This is a genomic window from [Scytonema hofmanni] UTEX 2349 (assembly GCF_000582685.1).
GTDB classification, from domain to species: Bacteria; Cyanobacteriota; Cyanobacteriia; order Cyanobacteriales; family Nostocaceae; genus Hassallia; species Hassallia hofmanni.
The window spans coordinates 3,575,181-3,597,585 of the sequence record NZ_KK073768.1 but is presented as its reverse complement, the minus strand read 5'-3'; the positions used below and the strand labels follow the sequence as shown (position 1 = coordinate 3,597,585).

General features: G+C 40.1%; 9 protein-coding genes. 7 read left to right on the top strand and 2 right to left on the bottom strand.

Going from position 1 to position 22,405, the window contains the following annotated elements:
• Positions 1-32 precede the first annotated feature (32 nt).
• Entirely contained in the window at positions 33-986 is a 954-nt protein-coding gene (locus tag TOL9009_RS39980; protein WP_260675923.1) for an iron-siderophore ABC transporter substrate-binding protein, read from the bottom strand.
• Positions 987-1,048: 62 nt separating this feature from the next.
• Positions 1,049-3,778 (bottom strand): TonB-dependent siderophore receptor, encoded by a 2,730-nt coding sequence (locus TOL9009_RS0121115; RefSeq protein WP_029634529.1) that lies wholly within the window; start codon positions 3,776-3,778, stop codon positions 1,049-1,051.
• An 853-nt stretch (positions 3,779-4,631) separates the two neighbouring features.
• On the opposite strand from TOL9009_RS0121115, the gene TOL9009_RS0121105 reads away from it, so the two are divergent.
• Genes TOL9009_RS0121105 through TOL9009_RS39970 form a run of 7 tightly spaced genes read left to right on the top strand, consistent with a single transcriptional unit; the run spans position 4,632 to position 22,396 of the window.
• Complete coding sequence (locus TOL9009_RS0121105; protein ID WP_029634528.1) at positions 4,632-9,980, top strand: non-ribosomal peptide synthetase; 5,349 nt, start codon at positions 4,632-4,634, stop codon at positions 9,978-9,980.
• Positions 9,973-15,510, top strand: a complete 5,538-nt coding sequence (locus TOL9009_RS39975) for a type I polyketide synthase (protein ID WP_063628697.1) — start codon at positions 9,973-9,975, stop codon at positions 15,508-15,510. Before TOL9009_RS0121105 ends, TOL9009_RS39975 begins: the two co-directional genes overlap by 8 nt.
• Positions 15,494-16,405 (top strand): 3-hydroxyacyl-CoA dehydrogenase family protein, encoded by a 912-nt coding sequence (locus tag TOL9009_RS0121095; RefSeq protein WP_313770068.1) that lies wholly within the window; start codon positions 15,494-15,496, stop codon positions 16,403-16,405. The genes TOL9009_RS39975 and TOL9009_RS0121095 overlap by 17 nt, the downstream gene beginning before the upstream one ends.
• 15 nt (positions 16,406-16,420) lie before the next feature.
• Positions 16,421-16,669, top strand: coding sequence for an acyl carrier protein (locus TOL9009_RS0121090; RefSeq protein WP_029634526.1), 249 nt, complete (start codon positions 16,421-16,423; stop codon positions 16,667-16,669).
• 40 nt (positions 16,670-16,709) lie between these two features.
• Positions 16,710-17,894: an acyl-CoA dehydrogenase family protein gene (locus TOL9009_RS0121085; RefSeq protein ID WP_029634525.1), complete on the top strand. Its 1,185-nt coding sequence runs from the start codon at positions 16,710-16,712 to the stop codon at positions 17,892-17,894.
• Between the two features lie 3 nt (positions 17,895-17,897).
• Complete coding sequence (locus tag TOL9009_RS0121080; protein ID WP_029634524.1) at positions 17,898-18,968, top strand: HAD-IIIC family phosphatase; 1,071 nt, start codon at positions 17,898-17,900, stop codon at positions 18,966-18,968.
• A gap of 41 nt (positions 18,969-19,009) precedes the next feature.
• Positions 19,010-22,396, top strand: coding sequence for a non-ribosomal peptide synthetase (locus tag TOL9009_RS39970; protein ID WP_051502974.1), 3,387 nt, complete (start codon positions 19,010-19,012; stop codon positions 22,394-22,396).
• Positions 22,397-22,405: the final 9 nt, after the last annotated feature.

Sequence of the window (22,405 nt, the reverse complement as noted above, 5' to 3'; positions counted from 1 at the left end):
CCAAAATACCGAAATTGGGTGAAAAATATTATTTATTTCATAGTACAAACGTTCACCTTGAAAGGGCTGGGTGTGTTGACTAAGTATTTAAACAAGTCGTCAATTACTGCATTCATTGCTAAGATATCCTGACCGTGCCAGTGTGCTGCATCTACAAGATAGACATGATTTTGTTGAACTGCTTTGAGTTGTCGCCACAAAAGTTTTTGTTGGAGTTTCTCTAAGGCTTTCTTAGCATCTTTACCTCCCCTATATAAAAAGAAGATTACATCCCCATCAATATCAGACAACCGCTCCTCGGAAATATCATTTATGTAGTAGAAATCTCCTCTTTGCGCAAGTGGGCGTTGCAGTCCAATATCATTGAGAACATTGCCAACAGGATGTTTTTCTCCATAAGCATATATCGTATTATTTTTAGATACAGTGGCAACTGACACCTGAAGAAAGCTCAAGCGATCCCCCAAGGCAAGTTTTAGTTTTTCAATTCGCCTCCAATATTGGTTAATCAATTGCTGATTAGCCTCTTCCTTATCTAGCACTTTAGCGAGGTCTTCCAAATTTTGCTTCCAAGGAGATGGCGGGGAAGGAAGGCTCAACACAAGAGTGGGCGCAATGTAAGATAGCTGCTTATAGATATTTTGCAACCGAGTGTTCGATAGAATTAAATCAGGTTTAAGTAACAAAATCTTCTCTAAGTTTGGTTCTGTTAGGCTTCCAACAGGTTTAACTCCGTCTACTTTGCCTCGAAGATATTCTTGGAGAGGTTCACTTATGATGTATACCGATGCAATAGGTTTGATACCCAATGCTAGGCTATTAGCCAAAGTACCTATCCACAGAGTCACGACTCGCTGAGGATTGCGAGGAATGCATGTTTTACCCATTGCATGTTGCACGACTCGACAATCTTCCACTGGCTGTTTGGTGCTTGTAACACGTTGATCGATATTTATGCTACAAGCCGAAACAAAAGTAAACGTCAATGTTACCAAGAACAATAGATAAGTAAGGTAACGTACAGAGATTCTCATGGGTATCTAACTACTCAAAACTGCCAGGAAATTGTGCCCTGTATTGTCAGGGGTTCGCCCGGTATAATCCGATTTATGTTTTGTGCAGAGACAAAATAATCAGTGTCGAACAAATTCTTGATATTGATTGCAGCTCGGTAATTGTCCCGCTTATAATAAATAGCTGCATCTGTGCGTATATAACTGGGTAACACAGCAGTGTTGGCTAAGTCGGCTTGTCGATCGCCGTAGTAGAAAACTCCTACACCAAAACCTAATCCTTTTAAACTACCGGATTGAATTTCGTAAGTTGTCCATAGATTGAGCGCGTGCCTCGGCACATTATTCAGTTGATTACCCACTGTCAATGTATTGTCTCTTGTGATTTCTGTATCAGTGTAAGCATAGCCAGCAATGACGTTCCACCCCGGTAAAATTTCGCCAGAAATATCAAACTCAATTCCACGACTGCGCTGTTCCCCAACTTGAATAGTTCGTTGTGGATTATTTGGATCTGTGGTTGAGAGATTGGTGCGAGTCAAATCATAAAATGCCAAAGTTGCAGCTAATCTGTCACTCAAATCTGTTTTAACTCCAATTTCATACTGCGTTCCTCGCTCCGGTTCCGGTAGGGCAGCAGCGAATACAGATGTCGCTTGGTTGAATGAACGGCTATAGCTGGCGTAGAGTGAGATTGGTTTAATGGGCTGGTAAACAATGCCAACACGAGGGCTAAAAGCTTCTGTCTGCCTAAAGTCGTTTGTTTGGGCAACTAAATTTTTAAACTCTTGATTGGCAATATCAAAGCGTCCACCCAAAAGTACTTTGAAGTTTTCTGCTAGGGTAATTTGATCTTGAAGGTAAAAACCTAATTGTTGCGCCGTATTTTCGATATTAGAATTTGGAGTACTAGCTGCTCTAGCAGTTCCATACACAGGATTGAAAACATCGAGAGGAGTAGTGCTATTGAAAAGATCGTTAAAGTTAGTGTCAGTTTTGCTCAGGTTAAATCCAGCGACTAGCTCATGCTTAACACTACCTGTTGCAAACTTACCGACCACATAATTGTCTAGATTATAAAAATTTTCATCGTAGTCTAAATCCTCAACGCCTCTATTCAAGGTACGCAAATCACTTCGCAATCCTTGAGAAAACACAAGATCTCGTCTGAGGCGAAACAAAGAAGTCTGAAAAATGCTCCGCGCCTGCCAGTCATCGCTAAAGCGATGTTCAAAATTATAGCCAACCCGAAATGCACCGTTAGAGATGTCATTCAAATTAGGCTCACTCACAGAACGATTACGAGGAATTTTGCCATTGGGGTTAGGCAGTATGCTTCCCCGTGCAGGTATCCCAAAATCATAGGGTCCTTCTGCAAGGGAATAGCTTGCTTCTAGGGTCAGCTTTGTTCTGTCACTAATTTGCCAGCTTAAAGTAGGTGCAATTAAATATTGCTGTTGCTCATAGAAATCAATAAAGCTTTCATTCGTTCCAACAGAAGCATTCAGGCGATACAACACCGTTTTACTGTCATTCAACGGACCGGATAAATCAATTGCCCCACTATAGGAATTGTAGCTACCAGCAGAGGCTTCCACAGAGTAGAACAGATCGCGCAATGGCTGCTTTGTTACCAAATTGACCCTGCCGCCAAGTCCACCTTGACCGAACAGAACCGAAGCGGGTCCTTTGAGGACTTCAACCCGATCAATATTTGAGCCAAACCCGACATTCCCGATTGAACGGTCTTGTACCCCATTGAGTAGAGTATCTGAAGTAGCAGTAAAGCCCCGAATTCTGAAGATATTGAGAGGATCGCGAGGGCTGCGATCGCCTACCACGACACCGGGCGCATTTTTTAACACGTCTGTTAGGCGAGTTGCTTGCTGGTCTTTAATGACTTGTTGCGGTATGACTTGAATCGACTGGGGAATATCACGCAATGGTGTGTCGGTTCTTGTGGCAGTTGAGGCATTGGGAACGCGATAGCCATCCTGTTCACCCGTAACCACCAACTCAATCGGGTCATCCTGCTGTGCTGCTGGTTTCTCCTGCGGTGTCTCAGTTACTGGCTTTTCTTCTGCTGGTGGTGTTTCTGGTGGCTGCGTTGCTGTTTCTGTAGCTGCTACAGCAAAAACTAGCCCTGCATTATCATCAAATAACTCAACTGTGGGCAAAGTCTTCTCGCCTACCACCGTCACCCGCACAGTATTTGCGTCAACATTCGCAACGGTTATCTCAGTAATTCCCGCAAGCGGTTTCTCGGAACGAAATGTGAAAGCGTCGCCGTTAGATAACCGCAACTGCCCGCCAGTTATATCAGCAATAAAATTGTTACCTGCACTGCGATTTGCTACTTGCAGTTTATCCCCTTCGGTTGTCTCTAAAATCACCTCCACACCTTTTTGGGTGGGATTTGCTTTCACGGACGTTATTGGTACAACTTGAGTTGCAGGTGCTGGGCTTGGTGTTGGTGTCTGTACCAACATCATTGCGCTAGTCGCGCTCAGTTCGATTTCGCTCAGTTGGGGAATGTTCTTACTTGATTGATCCGACTTTACCCGACCCAGAGAACTTGCTATTGGAGACTGGAAACGTCGGGGCTTTCTGTTCCTTTGAGCGGATACCGGAGATTTTCCTACCGTCTGGGTAGAAGATTTGCCTATTCTATTTTTTCGTACTTCCTCACATCTGGCAGGAGTGCCGACCAAAAGAACAACCGCACCTGTCAGCAGCAGGCTTTGAAACAATTTATCTAACTTCATCTATCCCCTCACACTCAATAGCACTATTCAGTCGTACTCGAAAACACAAGACAATTAATGAAACTAATTATCATTGAGCTTGAAATTAGTTTAATAATATTATGAAGTAGCTCAAGACACAAGATAGTTAAGAAATTATCTTAATTAATGGATGCCAAGCAGCAGTTAGTCTTAAGTCAGGTGTTTGCTTGACACATCACTGGATATAATGATGTGTAGTTAAAACTACCTCCTTAATAAGTATTTCATCAACCCAAAATAGCTTCTTTAATTACGGATTTGTGCCGAATAAGACGAAATTAATGTAGTCCCATGCAGAACTTAGATTCTGGCTTGAGGCAAACATATGAAAAACAGATAGCTTGTCATCTGTCTAAAGAAAGAAAAAATGAGAGATAGGAAAAAATTATGAATACAAGGGTTTTGATAATTACTTGCGATATTTGTCCTATTGCTAAAGCTACTAATTATCGTTAAAGTAAGCAGAGTTAAATGAAAAATAGTTTCAATAAAATTGAAAATTATTTGCAACAAAAAACGCTACTATTAGCATTTAGGCGTTATTGGTGGTTACCTGAACTAATAATCAATGGTCGAGACCTACAATTGCGGAACTAACGCCCGTGGGCAAGAAGGAGCCGACTTCTTTGGAGGAAGCAGGAAGAAATCACTAAACAGGTAAAATCTACGTTTAGGTAAGTATTTTGGAGCAGAACTTAGTAATTTATATTCGTGCGTAGACAAACAAACCTAAGACTTTGTGTAAAGATTAGGGATTTGCTGGTTATTTTTCTCTTGTGAGAGCGAAAGTCAGATGAGTAATGTATTAGGGTGCATCTAGCTGTCAAAAAAAATGAATCAATATTCTCATAGCTTTATTGAAGCCGCTCGCAGTTGTTCTACAGTTGTTGAACTCTTGCGTAAAGCAAGCTCTACCCAGCCGAATCGAGATGCTTTTACCTTCTTGTTAGATGGGGAAATAGAAGCAGTAACGCTAACCTATCAGGAATTAGACAGGCGATCGCGTCGAATCGCTGCTCAATTACAAGCTAGTGGTTTATCTGGGGAACGAGCGTTACTGCTTTATCCAGCAGGACTAGATTTTTTAATTGCTTTTTTTGGTTGCTTATATGCGGGAGTTGTGGCTGTAACTGCCTATCCTCCGAGAACTCAGCGCAACACACCGAGAATAAAGGCGATTTCCACAGACGCACAAACAGCGATCGCTCTGACGACAACAGAAATATTGCCTACAGTACAGTCTTTAATGACAGAAAAGACTGACCTAGAATCATTACAATGGCTAACTACCGACAATCTTGCACAGGGAATAGAAGATAGTTGGCAACAACCCTCTATTGATAGAAATACTTTAGCTTTTCTGCAATATACCTCTGGTTCTACAGGGACACCCAAGGGTGTAATGATTAGTCATGGAAACTTACTGCACAATGCTGACACCACTTACCAATTCATGGAGCATTCAGCAGAAAGTAAGTTCGTGACGTGGCTGCCGATGTATCATGATATGGGTCTGATTGGTGGCATATTGCAACCTTTGTATGGAGGTTTTCCTTGCATTATCATGCCTCCAACTTCCTTTCTCCAACGTCCTTATCGTTGGTTGCAAGCGATTTCTCAGTATAAAGGTACAACAAGCGGTGGTCCGAATTTTGCCTACGATCTATGTGTGCAAAAAATTACTCCGCAACAAAAAGCAACTCTTGACTTGAGTAGCTGGAGTGTAGCATTTAATGGTGCTGAACCAATTCGCCACGAAACCTTAGAGCGGTTTGCAGCGGCTTTTGCAGAGTGTGGCTTCCGTAAAGAGGCATTCTATCCCTGTTACGGAATGGCTGAAACAACCCTGATGGTTTCCGGTGTGCAGAAGGCTACATCACTGATAGTGAAAGGGCTTCAGAAATCTGCATTAGAATCGAATCGAGTTGTTGAATCATCTGTTGAAGATGATAACGTTTACCATTTTGTTAGTTGCGGTCGAGTCATACCAGAACAGAAGGTAGTAATTGCCAATCCAGAAAGACTCAAGAGTTGTCAAGCGGGTGAAATTGGGGAAATTTGGGTATCTGGACTGAGTGTTGGTCAAGGTTATTGGAATCGTGAAGAGGAGACAGAGGAGACATTCGGTGCTTATCTATCAGATACAAGAGAAGGACCATTCCTGCGGACGGGGGATTTAGGTTTTTTGCAGGATGGGGAGCTGTTCATTACAGGTAGAGCTAAAGATTTAATTATTATTCGAGGTCGCAATCTTTACCCGCAGGATATAGAATTAACCGCCGAACGCAGTCATCCATCATTGCGTACCAGTGCTAGTGCAGCATTTACAGTTTTAGTTAACAACGAAGAAAAGCTCGTAGTTGTACAAGAATTAGAGTTTCGCGCAAAACCTAATTTAGAAGAAGTAGCGAGTGCAATTCGCCAAGCGGTTACTGAAGAGCATGAGGTACAAGTTTATGCAGTGGTTTTAATTAAACCAGGTAGTATCCCTAAAACTTCCAGTGGTAAGATTCAACGACGTGCAACTCGCGCTCAATATGAGAATGGCGAACTAAATGTAGTTGTCAGCAATATTCTGAAAACTAGCAATATTGCCCTAAAAGAAACTCGATTACAGCGTTCTGAACTATTGACGCTTTTCCCTAGAGAGTGTCAACCGATTCTAGAAACATATCTGATTGAACTCTTAGCAAGAGTACTTTCCATCGCACCGGATGATATCAGTCCTGAACAACCATTAAGCACTCTGGGACTTGATTCTTTAAAAGTATTTGAGTTGAAAAACCGGGTTGAGGTTGACTTAGAAGTAGAAGTATCCGTAGGAGACTTTTTTGAAGGGATGAGTACGCGATCGCTAGCTACAAAGATCCTCGCTCAACTGACAACAGATGCAATACCCTCAATATCCCTTACCCAACAAGAAAAAAATACATCCATTCCGCCTCTATCTTTTGCCCAGCAGGGATTGTGGTTTATCAATCAGCTAACTCCTGATAGTCCTACATATAATATTCCTATAGTTATTAACTTGAAAGGTTGCATTAACTTAACAGCCTTACAAGACAGTCTTAACGAAATTATTAAACGACACGAAGTCTTACGCACAAGCTTTACAGTGGTAGATGGACAACCCGTCCAAGTTATCAATCAAGCTCAAGCATTAACTTTGGCTGTTGAAGATTTACGTGTACTACCAGAAAGCGAACGTACTCAAGTAGCACAAGATTTGGCTTGCGAGTTAGCACAACAGCCTTTTGACTTATCCGCTCAATCGCTTTTACGTGCTAAAATTTTAGAATTAAATGATAAAAATTATTATTTAGTTATCACCTTGCATCATATAATTGCAGATGGTTGGTCTATCGGTGTTCTTATCAAAGAACTAGCTGCGCTATATGAAGCATTTTCTCAAGGCAAACTCCCACGACTTCCTGAATTACCTATTCAGTATAAAGATTTTGTCAACTGGCAACGAAAATGGATTGATTCCGAACGCATTCAACCGTTATTGACTTATTGGAAACAAAAGTTAAGCGGTGAGCTTGCCGTACTGAATTTACCAACTGACCGTCCGCGATCGCCAGTTCAAACATTCAAAGGTGCTCAAGCGAAATTAGTTCTTTCTCAAACACTGACAAAAGATATAAAGAATTTGAGCCGTCAGCAGGGAGTAACTCTGTTTATGACCTTGCTTACAGCCTTCAAAACCTTGCTGTATCGCTACACAGGTCAGACTGATATTGTAGTAGGTTCGCCAATCGCCAATCGTAACAGAGCAGAAATTGAATCATTAATAGGATTTTTTGTCAATGTTTTGGTGTTGCGTACAGACTTATCTGGCGAGCTTAGTTTTCAGGAGTTGTTAGCGCGGGTGAAATCAACAGCTTTAGAAGCATATATTCATCAAGACCTACCTTTTGAGAAGTTAGTAGAAGAACTCCAGCCAAATAGAGACTTGAGTTACAATCCACTGTTTCAAGTGATGTTCGTTCTTCAAAATGTTCCAAAACCTAACTTAAGCCTATCGGATGTATCAGTTTCTTATGAAGAAGGTTACAACGGTACATCTAAGTTTGATTTGACATTGTTTATGGAGGACTCCGAGCAAGGTTTGGTTGCGACTTGCGAGTACAACACGGATTTATTTAATGTAGATACTATTACCCGGATGCTGGGACATTTCCAGACTTTACTGGAAAGTATAGTTAGCGATCCCCAACAGTGCGTTTCAGATTTGCAACTACTGACACCATCAGAAGTACAGCAGTTATTAGTTGATTGGAATGATACTAAAACAGATTATCCTCAAGATAAGTGCATTCATCAGTTATTTGAAGCACAGGTAGAGAAAACACCAGATGCGATCGCAGTTGTCTTTGAAAACCAGCAACTTACCTACCACGAGTTGAATAACCAGGCGAATCATCTGGCATACTATTTGCAAAAGCTGAGTGTTAAACCAGAGGTGCTTGTTGGTATTTGTATGGAGCGATCGCTGGAAATGGTAATTGCAGTGTTAGGTATTCTCAAAGCTGGCGGAGCCTACTTGCCCTTAGATCCTTCACATCCCAAAGAGCGTTTAGCCTTCATTTTACAAGACACCCAAAGTCCAGTACTGCTAACTCAGCAGAGGCTGATAAATAAATTACCAACTGATGGCATCAAAGTATTTTGTCTAGACTCCGATTGGAAAAAAATTGCTCAAGAGTCTTCAGAAAACCCCGTTTGCAAGACAAGTTCTGCCAACCTCGCCTATGTTATTTACACTTCTGGTTCCACTGGTAAACCTAAAGGAACATTAATTCCTCATCAGGGATTACTCAACTACTTAACCTGGTGTACTCAAGCATATACAGTTGAGCAAGGTAAAGGAACTACCGTTCACTCATCTCTTGCTTTTGACTTAACCATCACAAGTCTGTTCTCACCATTACTGGTTGGGTGTCAGGTAGAACTCATTCCCGAAGACCAAAGCATTGAGTCTTTAGGGAATGTACTTCGCCAAGAGTCAAACTTGAGTCTTGTTAAAATTACACCAGCCGAGTTATTATTACTTTCTGGGCAATTATCGTCAAAAGAAGTAGCAGGTATAACCAGAGCTTTCATCATTGGAGGAGAAAACCTCTTGACACAGAGCATCGCCTTCTGGAAAGCCTTTGCACCTGAGACGATGCTGGTAAATGAATATGGTCCAACAGAGACTGTTGTGGGCTGTTGTATTTATCGAGTGCCCAACGGTGAAATTGAGTCAAGCTCAGTTCCTATTGGTCAACCAATAGCTAACACTCAGCTATACATATTAGACCAATATTACCAGCCAGTGCCGATTGGAGTTCCAGGTGAACTATACATTGGCGGTGCTGGTTTAGCGCGGGGTTATCTGAACCAACCAGAACTTACGGCTGTTAAATTTATTCCCAATCTCTTCAGTCACGAGCCGGGAGCGCGATTGTACAAGACCGGGGACTTGGCTCGTTATCGTTGGGATGGAAATCTAGAGTTTTTGGGGCGGATTGACCATCAAGTAAAGGTACGTGGTTATCGTATTGAACTTGGAGAGATTGAGGGTTTACTGGGGCAACACCCAGAGGTTCAGGAAGCAGTAGTGCTGATGCGGGAAGATGTACCCAAAAATCAGCGTTTGGTAGCTTATTTTGTTGCCAATACTGAGATAGCACCTATTACCACCAATCTCCGGAACTTTCTCAAAGAAAAACTACCGGAATATATGGTGCCGTCGGTATTCGTACAGCTAAAGGCGCTGCCGTTAACGACGAATGGCAAAGTAGATCGTCGGGCATTTCCTGTACCAGATGGCGATCGCCCGGAGTTAGAAGAAGTTTATGTGGCTCCTCGTTTTGAGATGGAGCGAGTGATCGCTACTATTTGGCAAGAGGTGTTACACCTGGAAAAGGTGGGCGTAAATGACAATTTCTTTGACCTTGGCGGTCATTCACTATTGATGGTTCAGGTTAATAGAAAACTACGAGAAGTTTTGCAACGGGATTTATCAGTTGTAGAAATGTTTCAGAATCCAACTATCAATTCCTTGGCGCAGCATTTAAGTCAAAAGCAAGAGCTTTCTTTTACAGGAACACGCGATCGCGCTCAAAAGCAAATTGATGCACTGAATCGCCGGAAACAACTATTGAACAAACAAGGTAAAAATAATTATGAATAACGCTACAAATAATTTCTTAGAAGGTATTGCTATTATTGGAATGGCTGGACGCTTTCCCGGCGCAAAAAATATTTCTAGTTTTTGGCAAAATTTATGTGATGGAGTTGAGTCAATTTCTGCGTTTACAGATGAAGAATTAATTACCTCTGGAGTTTCAACAGAACTGCTCAGTGATCCTAATTATTTGAAAGTTGGAGCAATATTAGAAGATATTGATTTATTTGATGCTTCATTCTTTGACATTAACCCTAAAGATGCGGAAGTAACAGACCCCCAACATCGTTTGTTTTTAGAATGTGCTTGGGAGGCTTTAGAAAATTCTGGATATTACTCAACTAAGTGTGAAAGTCGGATTGGGGTTTATGCTGGTACTGGCTTAAACAAATATTTATTTATTGATTTAAACAATGACCTACTAGGCTCATCTCAATCGTATCAAAAGTTACTGGGTAATGATAAAGATTTTCTTGCCACTCGCGTTTCTTATAAATTAAACCTCACAGGTCCAAGTCTAACGGTACAAACAGCTTGTTCCACTTCCTTAGTGGCAATTTCTTTAGCTTGCCAAAGTTTGTTAAATTACCAATGCGACATGGCATTAGCAGGTGGAGTATCTATTCAAATCCCACAAAAAACAGGGTATTTGCACCAAGAAGGAGGAGTTCTATCCCCTGATGGTCATTGTCGTGCTTTTGATGCCAAAGCGCGGGGAACAATAATTGGTAGTGGCGTGGGAATTGTAGTTTTGAAGCGGTTAGCTGAGGCAATTGCAGATGGTGATCATATCTATGCTGTCATTAAAGGTAGTGCCATCAATAATGACGGTTCTGGTAAAGTTGGTTATACAGCCCCAAGCGTTAACGGACAAGCAGATGTAGTTGCAGAGGCACTGGCTTTAGCAGGTGTGGAACCTGAAACAATTAGCTACATCGAAGCTCACGGTACAGGAACTGTTTTAGGCGATCCCATTGAAATTTCGGCTTTAACAAACGTTTTCCGTGAAAGTACCGAGAAAAAGGGCTTCTGTGCCATTGGTTCAGTTAAAACGAATATTGGTCATTTAGACGCAGCAGCAGGGGTTACAAGTTTAATCAAAACTGTTTTGGCTCTCAAACATCAGCAAATACCCCCCAGCTTGAACTTTGAAGAACCCAATCCTGAGATTGATTTTGCTAACAGTCCTTTTTACGTCAATACCAAGCTAAGAGAATGGAAAACTAGTCATACTCCCCGGCGTGCGGGTGTGAGTTCTTTGGGTATAGGTGGGACTAATGCTCACGTCATTTTGGAAGAAGCCCCGATGCTTCCAGAATCTAGCCCTTCTCGTCCTTGGCAGTTATTATTACTTTCAGCCAAAACAGACTCAGCATTAAAAAGCGCTACTGTCAATCTGGCAGATTATTTAAAACAGCATCCTGATTTAAACCTCGCAGATGTTGCTTACACATTGCAGTGTGGACGACAAGCTTTTGAGCATCGGCAGACAGTTGTTTGTCGGGATATTGCAGATGCGATCGCCACACTGGAAAATCCCAAGTCAATGTCTACTAGTTTTCAAGGAACAGAGGAACGTCCTGTAGCTTTTATGTTCCCTGGACTTGGTACTCACTACGTCAACATGGCTGGAGAACTTTATCAAACTGAACCCACATTTCAAGAACAAGTAGACTACTGTTGTGAATTTCTTAAACCGCTTCTTGGTCAAGATTTACGAGATGTCCTGTATCCAAACAGAAATTCTCCACAACCTCAAGTCAACCAACAATCGACTCCTGAATCTCCAGGTTTAGATTTGCGGAAAATGTTAGGTCGAAATGAGACACAACCAGATGCACAACTGTTGTCTGCAACATACTTACTCAATCAAACTGATCTAGCTCAACCAGCCGTTTTTGTTATTGAATATGCGATCGCACAATTATTAATATCCTGGGGAATTCGTCCTCAAGCAATGATTGGCTACAGCATTGGTGAGTATGTAGCAGCGACTTTAGCGGGGGTTTTATCTTTAGAAGAGGGTTTAAAACTGATTGCTGCTAGAGCGCAGATGATTCAAAAGTTACCAAGTGGAGCAATGCTAGCGGTTCCACTTCCAGAAGCAGAAGTCTTCCCTATCCTTAATGATAAGCTCTCACTCTCTGCGGTCAATGGGTCATCAATGTGTGTTGTGGCAGGTGAAATCAGCGCTGTAGAAGCTTTAGAACAACAGTTAACTGAAAGAGGTTTAGCTTGTCGTCGTCTCGAAACTTCTCACGCTTTTCACTCTCAAATGATGGAGGATATTGCCCCTAATTTACGTGAGTTGGTAAAAACATTTAACCTCCAACCACCAAAAATTCCTTATATATCCAACGTTACAGGAACTTGGATAACAGCAGCAGAAGCCACCAATCCCGATTATTGGGTTAAGCATCTGTGTCAACCTGTGTTATTTGCTCCAGGTGTACAAGAGTTGTGGAAAAAACAGCATCCGATTTTATTGGAAGTAGGTCCTGGACAGACTCTAGGTAGCTTTGCGCTTCAATCTATAGAAAGTAATTCAGCGGTTAGTCCAATTGTTTTATCCTCTCTTCGGTATGCTTACGATAAGCAATCGGACTTGGCATTTTTGTTGAAAACATTAGGTAGGCTTTGGTTAACAGGAATCCAAATAGATTGGTCAGGATTTTATGCTCACGAGCGTCGTCATCGTATTCCTTTACCTACGTATCCTTTTGAACGTCAACGCTACTGGATAGAGCAACAAGAACAAGGGAGTCATTCCCGTACATATCAAGCATCGTCAGAAGAAAAGCTTGATGTCACAAACTGGTTTAACATTCCTTCTTGGAAACGTTCTGCTCCTCTTGTATCTGTTGCACAAGAAAAATTCATGGAGCCAAGCCATTGTTGGTTAGTATTTATTGACAATTGTGGTATTGGTAGTCAAATAGTAGAACAGCTTAAAGGCGAGCATCAAAGTATTATAACTGTCAAAATTGGAGAGCAATTTAGTCAAATTGGAGATTGGGAATATACGATTAATCCCCAAAGTAAAGATGATTATGATGCTTTAGTTAAAAAGATTCGCAATTTGGGTAAAATACCAAAGATAATTACTCATTTGTGGAACATTACACCATATAATGATGTAACATCGCGACTTGAATATTTTGAGGCGGCTCAAGATATAAGTTTCTGGAGTTTGCTCTTTCTCACCCAAGCATTGGGAGAACAAAATCTTACCAACTGTGTGGAAATTAGTGTTGTTTCTAACAATATGCAACAGGTGCTTGATGAAGAACATTTATGTCCCGAAAAGGCAACAATCCTTGGGCTATGTAAAGTTATTCCTCAAGAATATTCTGACATCTCCTGCCAAAGTATCGACATTAACCTTCCCCAAGTTGGTACTAAGCAATGGCAGCAGTTAATAGACCATCTTTTGATAGAACTTGCTACAGCAACATCTGACCAAGTAATTTCATATCGTGGAAATCAACGATGGATACAGTGTTTTGAACCCTTACCAATCGAAAGCAAAGACGTATCCACAAATAAGTTACGAGCAGGAGGAGTTTATGTTATCACAGGTGGATTAGGAGGAATTGGGCTTGCGATCGCAGAACACTTGGCAAAGACAGTACAAGCAAAACTAGTACTGATTGGACGTTCGGGATTACCTCCAAAAGCTGAGTGGGAGGAATTGCTATCAAGCCATGACAAGGAGGATTTGCTAAGTACAAAAATCAAAAAAGTTCAGCTTTTAGAGGAATTGGGTGCAGAGGTTTTAGTTTTGACAGCAGACGTTGCTAACCTCGAACAAATGCAGAGTGCGATTGATCAAGTACGCGATCGCTTTGATAATATTCATGGAGTGATTCATGCAGCAGGAACTCCAGGTGCAGGTCTGATTCAACTCAAAACACCTGCATTGGCAGCAAAAGTTTTTCAGCCTAAACTGAAAGGCACGCTGGTTTTGGATGCTGTTTTGCAAGATATTAATTTAGATTTTCTTGTTTTATTTTCCTCCAATACTGCAATTACAGGCGGTATAGGACAGGTAGATTATTGTGCAGTTAATGCTTTTCTCGATGCCTTTGCTCATTACAATTTTTACCAAAAACAAATCCCCACTGTCTCGATTAACTGGGATTGGTGGCAATGGGATAGTTGGCAAAAATCTTTGCTTTCATTTGCGCCAAATATTCAATCTGAAGTTAAGCAAATGAGACAGAAATGCGGTATATCTTTTTCAGAGGGTGTAGATGCATTTGAACGAATTTTATCTAAAAAATTACCTCAAGTAATTGTATCAACGAAAAAACTACAAACTGTAATAAAAGAACATAAAGCTTTCGCAGTGCCATTTATCTTGCAAAAATCAGGAGAATCTCGTCAATCTAAATTAGCACACCCAAGACCTATTTTAGAAACTGCTTATGTTGAACCCAATAATGCAGTCGAGCAAAAGATTGCTGATATTTGGCAGCAATTATTGGCTCTTGAGAAAGTCGGTGTTAATGATAACTTTTTTGATTTGGGTGGACACTCGTTAATCGCAATTCAATTAGTTTCTCAGCTTCGTCAATATTTTCAGATTGAACTATCACTAAGTCGTATTTTTGAAGTGCCAACTATAGCTGAGTTAGCCTTAGTGATTGAGGATATGCTGATAGGAGAATTGGAAGAATTAACCGAAGACGAAGCAGAAAAGCTTGTTTCAGTTCCTGCAAAACAGCAACAACTATCTCAGACTGTTAGCCAGCGACGCTGCAAACTACCTAATAATCTAGAAATTGTTTACCAAAGTAAAGCTGAGGTTGACTATTTCTACGAGGACATATTTAAGAATCAAGTGTATCTCAAGCATGGAATTAAGCTATGTGATAATTCCTGTATTTTTGACGTGGGAGCAAATATAGGTATGTTTACACTTTTTGCATCTCAACAATGCCAAAATCCCACGATTTATGCTTTTGAACCAGCACCTCCTTTGTTTGAAATTTTACGTCTCAACACTACTTTGCATGAGGTAAATGTTAAACTATTCAATCTAGGGATATCGAACGAAGTAAAGACAGCGACATTTACCTTTTATCCTCATAGTTCCGGGATGTCCTCGTTCTATGCTGAAAAAGAAGAGGAAAAAGAAGTCTTAAAAGCCATCATGCTTAATCAACTAGAAAGTGGGATGACTGGCATGGATGAAGTTATGGAATATGCTGATGAATTATTGGTAGAAAGGTTGAGAGGGCAGAATTTTACTTGTCAGTTAAAAACTCTCTCCGAAATTATCAGCGAACAAAAAGTTGAATCTATCGACTTACTAAAAATAGATGTACAAAAAAGTGAACTGGATGTTGTTCAAGGTATCCAAGATCAAGATTGGGGAAAAATCAAACAGATTGTAATTGAGATACATGATACAGATGGAAGGCTGGAAAGTATAACAAGTCTGCTGAAAAAGCAAGGTTACAACGTTGTAGCTGAACAAGAAGATTTATATCAAAATTCAGTTATTCATAATGTTTATGCTATCCGCATCTGAAATTAAAATATTAGGTAGCAAAGGTAGGTTCGTGGAAGTTATGAATATTAAAACAGTAGGTGTTGTTGGTGCAGGGGTGATGGGAATAGGGGTTGCACAAAACCTCGCTCAAACAGGTCATCAAGTTATTCTAGTAGATATTTCTGAACATGTTCTGGATAAAGCTAAACAGGAAATCAGAAATAACATCCGCTTTCAAGGTTTTTTCAAAAAAAGCGATCGCAAAGATACTCCAGATGGTATCATCGAAAAAATAGAGTTTTCGACAAACTATAAAAGCCTGGAAAATATAGATTTTGTAGTTGAAAATGTCACCGAAAAATGGGATATTAAAAGAGATATATATCCACTACTAGATTCTATTTGTCCACCAGATTGCGTATTCGCTGCTAATACATCAGCTATTCCCATTACCCGCATTGCTTCAGTCACCAAGCGTGCCGATAAAGTTGTTGGTATTCACTTTATGAATCCTGTACCCATGAAGCCGATGGTGGAGATGATTCGTGGATATCATACCTCTGATACAACAATTGAGACAGCAAAAAGAATGCTAGCTCAGATGGGTAAAGAATGCATAATTGTTAATGATTCACCGGGTTTTGTTTCCAACCGAGTTTTAATGTTGACGATTAATGAAGCCATTTTCTTACTACAAGACCAAGTTGCCTCAGTGGAGGATGTAGACAAAATTTTTAAAGGCTGTTTTGATCACAAAATGGGACCTTTAGAAACAGCGGATTTGATTGGGCTAGACACGATTTTGTTTTCTATCCAAGTCTTGTACGAAAACTTTAACGATAGTAAGTACAGACCATGCCCTTTACTAAAAAAAATGGTAGATGCAGGGTTGCATGGAAGAAAAAGTGGAAAAGGATTTTACGTATATCAATAGGAATAATCAAGACTAATGAACCAAATTCAAGTTAGAATAAAAACTTTCCTTTCAAAATTTTTCGGCAATCATGATTTGCAACCAGATGAAGACATTTTTGCTCTAGGTTTTGTCAATTCTATGTTTGCCATGCAACTTGTTTTATTTGTAGAGCAAGAGTTTCAGATTGCCATTGAAAACGAGGACTTAGAATTTGAAAATTTCCGGACAATCAACTCTATTGCTAATTTAGTTGAGCGTAAAACTGCTATTCTCGTGCAGTAATAAAATATAAATTGCCATTTTATGTGGCAGAAATGATATTATGAAACTGGAACTGTCTGCTCAACAAAAAAACGCCAAAGCTGAATTTAGAGCTTTTGTTAATCAGGAAATATACCCTAATGCTGGCGAATGGGATAAGAAAGAATTTACCCCGCCAGAACTAATTAAGAAAATAGCTCAACGTAGTTTTCTCGGTGCCATATTGCCCCAAGAATATGGCGGACAAGGAATGGACTTGATTACCTATGGCATACTCAACGAGGAAATAGGACGGGGATGTTCTTCTGTGCGGAGTTTGCTGACAGTTCACAACATGGTTGCTCATGCTTTGTGTAAATGGGGTAATAAATTCCAAAAACAGTATTGGCTTCCCAAATTTGCATCTGGAGAAATGATAGCTGCTTTTGCATTAAGCGAACCTAATGTAGGTAGCGATGCCAAAAGTGTAGAAACAACAGCAACACTTGCTGATGATGCTTATGTCTTGAATGGGCAAAAGAAATGGATTACCTATGGACAAATAGCAGATGTATTTTTGGTCTTTGCTAAATGCGAGGGGAAACCCACTGCTTTTTTAGTTGAAAAAAATAGTCCAGGACTTTCAGTCAAACCGATGTCTGGTATTTTAGGTACTAGAGCTTCAATGACAGCAGAATTGAATTTCAATAACTGTCAGATTTCTTTAGAAAATTTAGTAGGTAAACTAGGTTTTGGATTTTCCTATATTGCTGCTACTGCACTTGATTATGGTAGATATAGTGTGGCATCGGGTTGTGTAGGTATTGCTCAAGCTTGTTTGGAAGCTTGTATCAAGTATACAAATGAGCGAAAACAGTTTGGTGTTTATCTGAAAGAACATCAATTAATTCGCCAAATGATTAGTCAGATGATCACTAACGTGAAAGCAGCAAGGCTATTATGTTATCAAGCTGGTTATCTTAAAGATATTAACGACCCCAACTCGATTATGGAAACTTCCATTGCGAAGTATTTTGCATCCACAGTAGCTACCAAAATAGCAAATGATGCCGTGCAGATTCATGGTGGCAATGGTTGTAGTAGTGAATACCCAGTTGAAAGGTATTTACGCGATTCTAAAATCATGGAAATCATTGAAGGGAGTACTCAAATTCAAGAAATTACCATCGCCGAGTCAGGTTATCAAGATTATCTTTTTTCAACTGTTCCTACTGGCTTGGAAAAGAAATTAGCAGAGAGAATATAAAATATGATTAGTACTAAAGAGCAAGACATAAATAGCAAACAAAAAGACAAAAAAGTTATTAAATGTGTCGTTTGGGATCTAGATAATACCCTATGGCACGGAGTTTTGCTGGAAGATGAGAAAGTTTATCGGCGAGAAAATATAGTAAATCTTATTGAGACTTTAGATAATCGTGGTATCCTACAATCTATAGCTAGTAAGAACGAACGTGCTACAGCAATAGCCAAACTAGAAGAATTTGGGTTGAAAGAGTATTTTTTATATCCACAAATAAATTGGAACTCTAAAGCTACTTCTATCAAAGAAATTGCTAAATTACTGAATATTGGTCTGGATGCGATCGCTTTTGTTGATGATCAATTATTTGAACTAGAAGAAGTAAAATTTACCCTGCCAGAAATTCTCTGTATCAACGCAGATGATATAGGAGATATTTTAGATATGCCAGTCATGAATCCCCGTTTTGTTACGGAAGATTCACGAATTAGGAGATTGATGTATATTAGTGATATAGAGCGTAAAAATGTAGAAAAAGAATTTGTCGGCACAGCAGATGAATTCTTAGCTACTCTCAACATGAGTTTCACAATATCCTCTGCAAAAGAAGAAGATTTGCAGCGTGCAGAAGAATTAACACTAAGAACTAACCAATTGAATACAACTGGTTATACCTACTCCTATGACGAACTCAATCATTTTCGTCAATCAGAAAATCATAAACTGCTGATTGCAAGTCTGGAAGATAAGTATGGAAGCTATGGAAAAATAGGTTTAGTTTTGATTGAATGCCAAGTTGAAATATGGACAATAAAGCTTTTACTAATGTCTTGTCGCGTTATGTCGAGGGGAGTCGGGACAATTATGATGAATCATATTATGAGTCTGGCTCAAAGCAATAATGTCCGCCTTTTGGCAGAGTTTGTATCAAACAATCGTAATAGAATGATGTATATATCTTATAAATTTGCAGGTTTTAAAGAAGTTGATAAAAATTGTGATTCAATTATTTTTGAAAATGATTTAACTCGAATTCAACCTGCACCCTCATATGTAAACTTTAAAGTAATCGATTAAGTTATTTGTCATAAAAACTGATAAATTATAAATATAATACTATGGATAGTAAAATAGATAAAATTATTAAACGACGTTCTAACCTCTCACCTGCTAAACAAGCTATTTTAGAAAAGCGCTTAGGTGGTGAGCATCAGTCTGATAGTCAACAAATAGTTATTCTTCGTCGCTCCCAGCAAAGTCCAGTTCCTCTATCCGCACCTCAACAGCGACTATGGTTTCTCCAACAGTTAGAACCCCAAAGTTCTGTTTACAACGAATTTGCGTGTATACAGTTAAAAGGTATTCTGAATTTTGCAGCATTAGAGAAGAGTTTTAATGAAATTGTAAAACGTCATGAATCTCTGCGTACCTCTTTTGAAACTTTAGATGAGCAACCAGTTCAAGTAATTCATCCCACTTTGACTGTAGAGTTGCCAATGGTCAACTTGAGCGACTTACCCCAAGCATTGCAAGATGCTGAAGTTGAGCGGCTAACTACTGAAATTGCTCAAAAGCCTTTCGACTTAACATCCAGTCCGTTGCTGCGAGTAATGTTATTACAGACTGGTGAACAAGAACATTTACTTTTGTTAGTCATCCACCACATTGTCTGTGATGGGTGGTCAATACAAGTGCTTAACCAAGAATTAGCTGTATTATACGAAGCTTTCTCTGCTGAGAAATCTTCCCCGCTTTCGGAACTGCCCATTCAATACGCTGACTATTCCATTTGGCAACATCAGTGGTTGCAAGGTGAACGAGAAAAAACTCAACTTTCATATTGGAAGCAGCAACTGGCAGATGCTCCAACCACTTTGTCTGTGCCAATAGACCGTCAGCGACCTCCAGTACAAAGTTTCAAAGGGGCAGCTAGCTTTTTTAAGCTATCATCACACTTGACTGGTATGCTGAGGTCTTTGAGTAAGCAGCAGGGAGTTACCCTGTTTATGACCTTGTTAGCGGCATTTCAAGCACAATTGTACCGCTACACAAGTCAAGAAGACATCTGCATTGGCTCTCCAATTGCTAATCGCAACCATGCTGGTATTGAAGGACTAATCGGTTTTTTTGTCAATACCCTTGCGCTTCGTACAGACCTTTCTGGAAACCCAAGCTTTTTAGAATTGCTGGGTAGAGTACGCGAAGTATGCGTTGGAGCTTACGCCCATGCAGATATACCTTTTGAGCGATTAGTGACAGAACTACACCCTGAGCGGAATCTCAGTCATACCCCGCTATTTCAAGTCACATTTGCTTTGCAGGAAGATACTAAAAAAGATTTGCTATTATCTGGTCTAACTCTAAAATGGCTTCAAAACCAGAGTGAAACGGCAAAATTTGATTTAACGCTGTATGTGGTGGATTCAAAACCAGAACTTTGGGGGTGGTGGGAGTACAACACAGATTTGTTTGATGCTGCAACTATTGAGAGAATGGTGGGGCATTTTACTAATTTGTTAGAGGGTATTGTTAACCAACCAGAGAAGCGTTTATCAGATTTGCCGCTATTAACAGAACCTGAGCGTCAGACTCTTTTAGTTAACTGGAATGATACAACTACTGATTACCCCCAGGATAAATGTATCCATGAATTATTTGAAGCGCAGGTAGAAAAAACGCCTGATGCGATCGCTGTAGTATTTGAATCGGAACAGCTAACCTATGGGGAACTAAACGCCAGAGCCAACCAACTTGCACACTACTTACGCACTTTGGGAGTAAAACCAGAGGTATTGGTAGGAATTTGTGTAGAGCGATCGCTCTCTATGGTCATCGGGTTATTAGCCATCCTCAAAGCAGGTGGTGCATATGTACCCCTAGACCCCAGCTATCCCTTTGAACGCTTGGCTTATATGTTAGAAGACTCCCAACCAGATGTGTTGTTAACACAAAAATATCTGGTAGAAAGTCTACCAACTCACTTTGCTCAATTAATTTGCATCGATAGCGACTGGGAACTAATCCCCGATGAAAACATAGAAAATCCGGTATCCCAGATTACAGTAGATAACCTTGCTTACGTTATCTACACCTCCGGTTCTACAGGTAAACCCAAGGGTGCAATGAATACCCATCGTGGTATCTGCAATCGTTTACTGTGGATGCAGGATGCCTACCAATTAAGCCCAGCAGATACTGTTTTACAGAAGACACCCTTCAGTTTCGACGTATCTGTATGGGAATTTTTCTGGACGTTGATGACGGGTGCGCGTCTAGTAATAGCTCAACCAGAAGGGCATCGAGATCCCAGTTATTTAGTCAAGTTGATTTTAGAGAAGCAAATTACGACTTTACATTTTGTCCCATCAATGCTGCAAGTATTTCTAGAAGCAGAAGGATTAGAAAAATGTCAGTCTCTGGTGCGGGTAATGGCAAGTGGTGAGGCATTACCAGCCCAACTGCAACAACGCTTCTTTGAGCGACTTGATGCCCAACTGCATAATCTTTATGGTCCAACAGAAGCTGCTGTGGATGTTACTTTTTGGCAGTGTAAAGATAATATTACCAACCAAAAAACAGGGAGCATCGGTAGCCCAATAGCAAATATTCAAATTTATTTACTTGATAAGTATCTAAATCCTGTTCCGATGGGTGTAACGGGTGAAGTTTATATTGGTGGTGTAGGAGTAGGTAGGGGTTACTTAAACCGTCCCGACTTGACAGCCGAAAAATTTATACCCAATCCTTTTAGTAAAGAAGCAGCACGTCTGTATAAAACAGGAGATTTAGCACGGTATCTGCCGAATGGAGAGATAGAGTATATTGGTCGTATTGACTATCAAGTAAAACTCCGTGGTTTCCGGATTGAATTGGGAGAAATTGAAACACTCATCAGCCAATATCCAGAAGTAAGAGAAACTGTAGTTATAGTCAGCGAAGATTTGCTAAATTCTCAGCGAATAGTTGCTTATGTAGTCCCCCAAAAAGAGCAAACACTAACAATTTCTGAACTACGTAGTTTTTTAGAGTTAAAGTTGCCAAACTACATGGTGCCAGCAGCTTTTGTCACATTGGAGGCATTACCGCTCACGCCTAATGGTAAACTTGATCGTAAGGCATTGCCTGCAACTGATACAGTACGTCCAGAATTGGAAACAGTTTATCAGCTACCCCAAACCGAGGTTGAGCAAACTATTGCCGATATTTGGGAAGAAGCACTTAATATTGAGAACGTAGGAATTCATGATAACTTCTTTGAACTCGGTGGTCATTCATTGCTTTTGCTTAAGGTTCATAGCAAGTTGCGTGAAGTATTTCATAGAGATTTATCTGTTCTCGATTTATTTAGATATCCGACTATCAACTCCTTAGCACATTATTTTAATCAAGTTAAAAATCAACAACCATCTTCTTATATGACAGATATTGTCACCGAAAAAATTGCAGATGGTAAAGCTCAACAAAGAAAACGTCTACAAAAAATGAAATCTGTTGAAAATATTTAAAGATTGTTC

Excerpts from the sequence above, each read along its gene's own strand:
- TOL9009_RS39975 (WP_063628697.1), top strand. The coding sequence starts at position 9,973 with ATGAATAACGCTACAAATAATTTCTTAGAAGGTATTGCTATTATTGGA.
- TOL9009_RS0121080 (WP_029634524.1), top strand. The coding sequence starts at position 17,898 with ATGATTAGTACTAAAGAGCAAGACATAAATAGCAAACAAAAAGACAAA.
- TOL9009_RS0121090 (WP_029634526.1), top strand. The coding sequence starts at position 16,421 with ATGAACCAAATTCAAGTTAGAATAAAAACTTTCCTTTCAAAATTTTTC.
- TOL9009_RS0121095 (WP_313770068.1), top strand. The coding sequence starts at position 15,494 with ATGCTATCCGCATCTGAAATTAAAATATTAGGTAGCAAAGGTAGGTTC.
- TOL9009_RS0121105 (WP_029634528.1), top strand. The coding sequence starts at position 4,632 with ATGAATCAATATTCTCATAGCTTTATTGAAGCCGCTCGCAGTTGTTCT.
- TOL9009_RS39970 (WP_051502974.1), top strand. The coding sequence starts at position 19,010 with ATGGATAGTAAAATAGATAAAATTATTAAACGACGTTCTAACCTCTCA.
- TOL9009_RS0121115 (WP_029634529.1), bottom strand. The coding sequence starts at position 3,778 with ATGAAGTTAGATAAATTGTTTCAAAGCCTGCTGCTGACAGGTGCGGTT.
- TOL9009_RS0121085 (WP_029634525.1), top strand. The coding sequence starts at position 16,710 with ATGAAACTGGAACTGTCTGCTCAACAAAAAAACGCCAAAGCTGAATTT.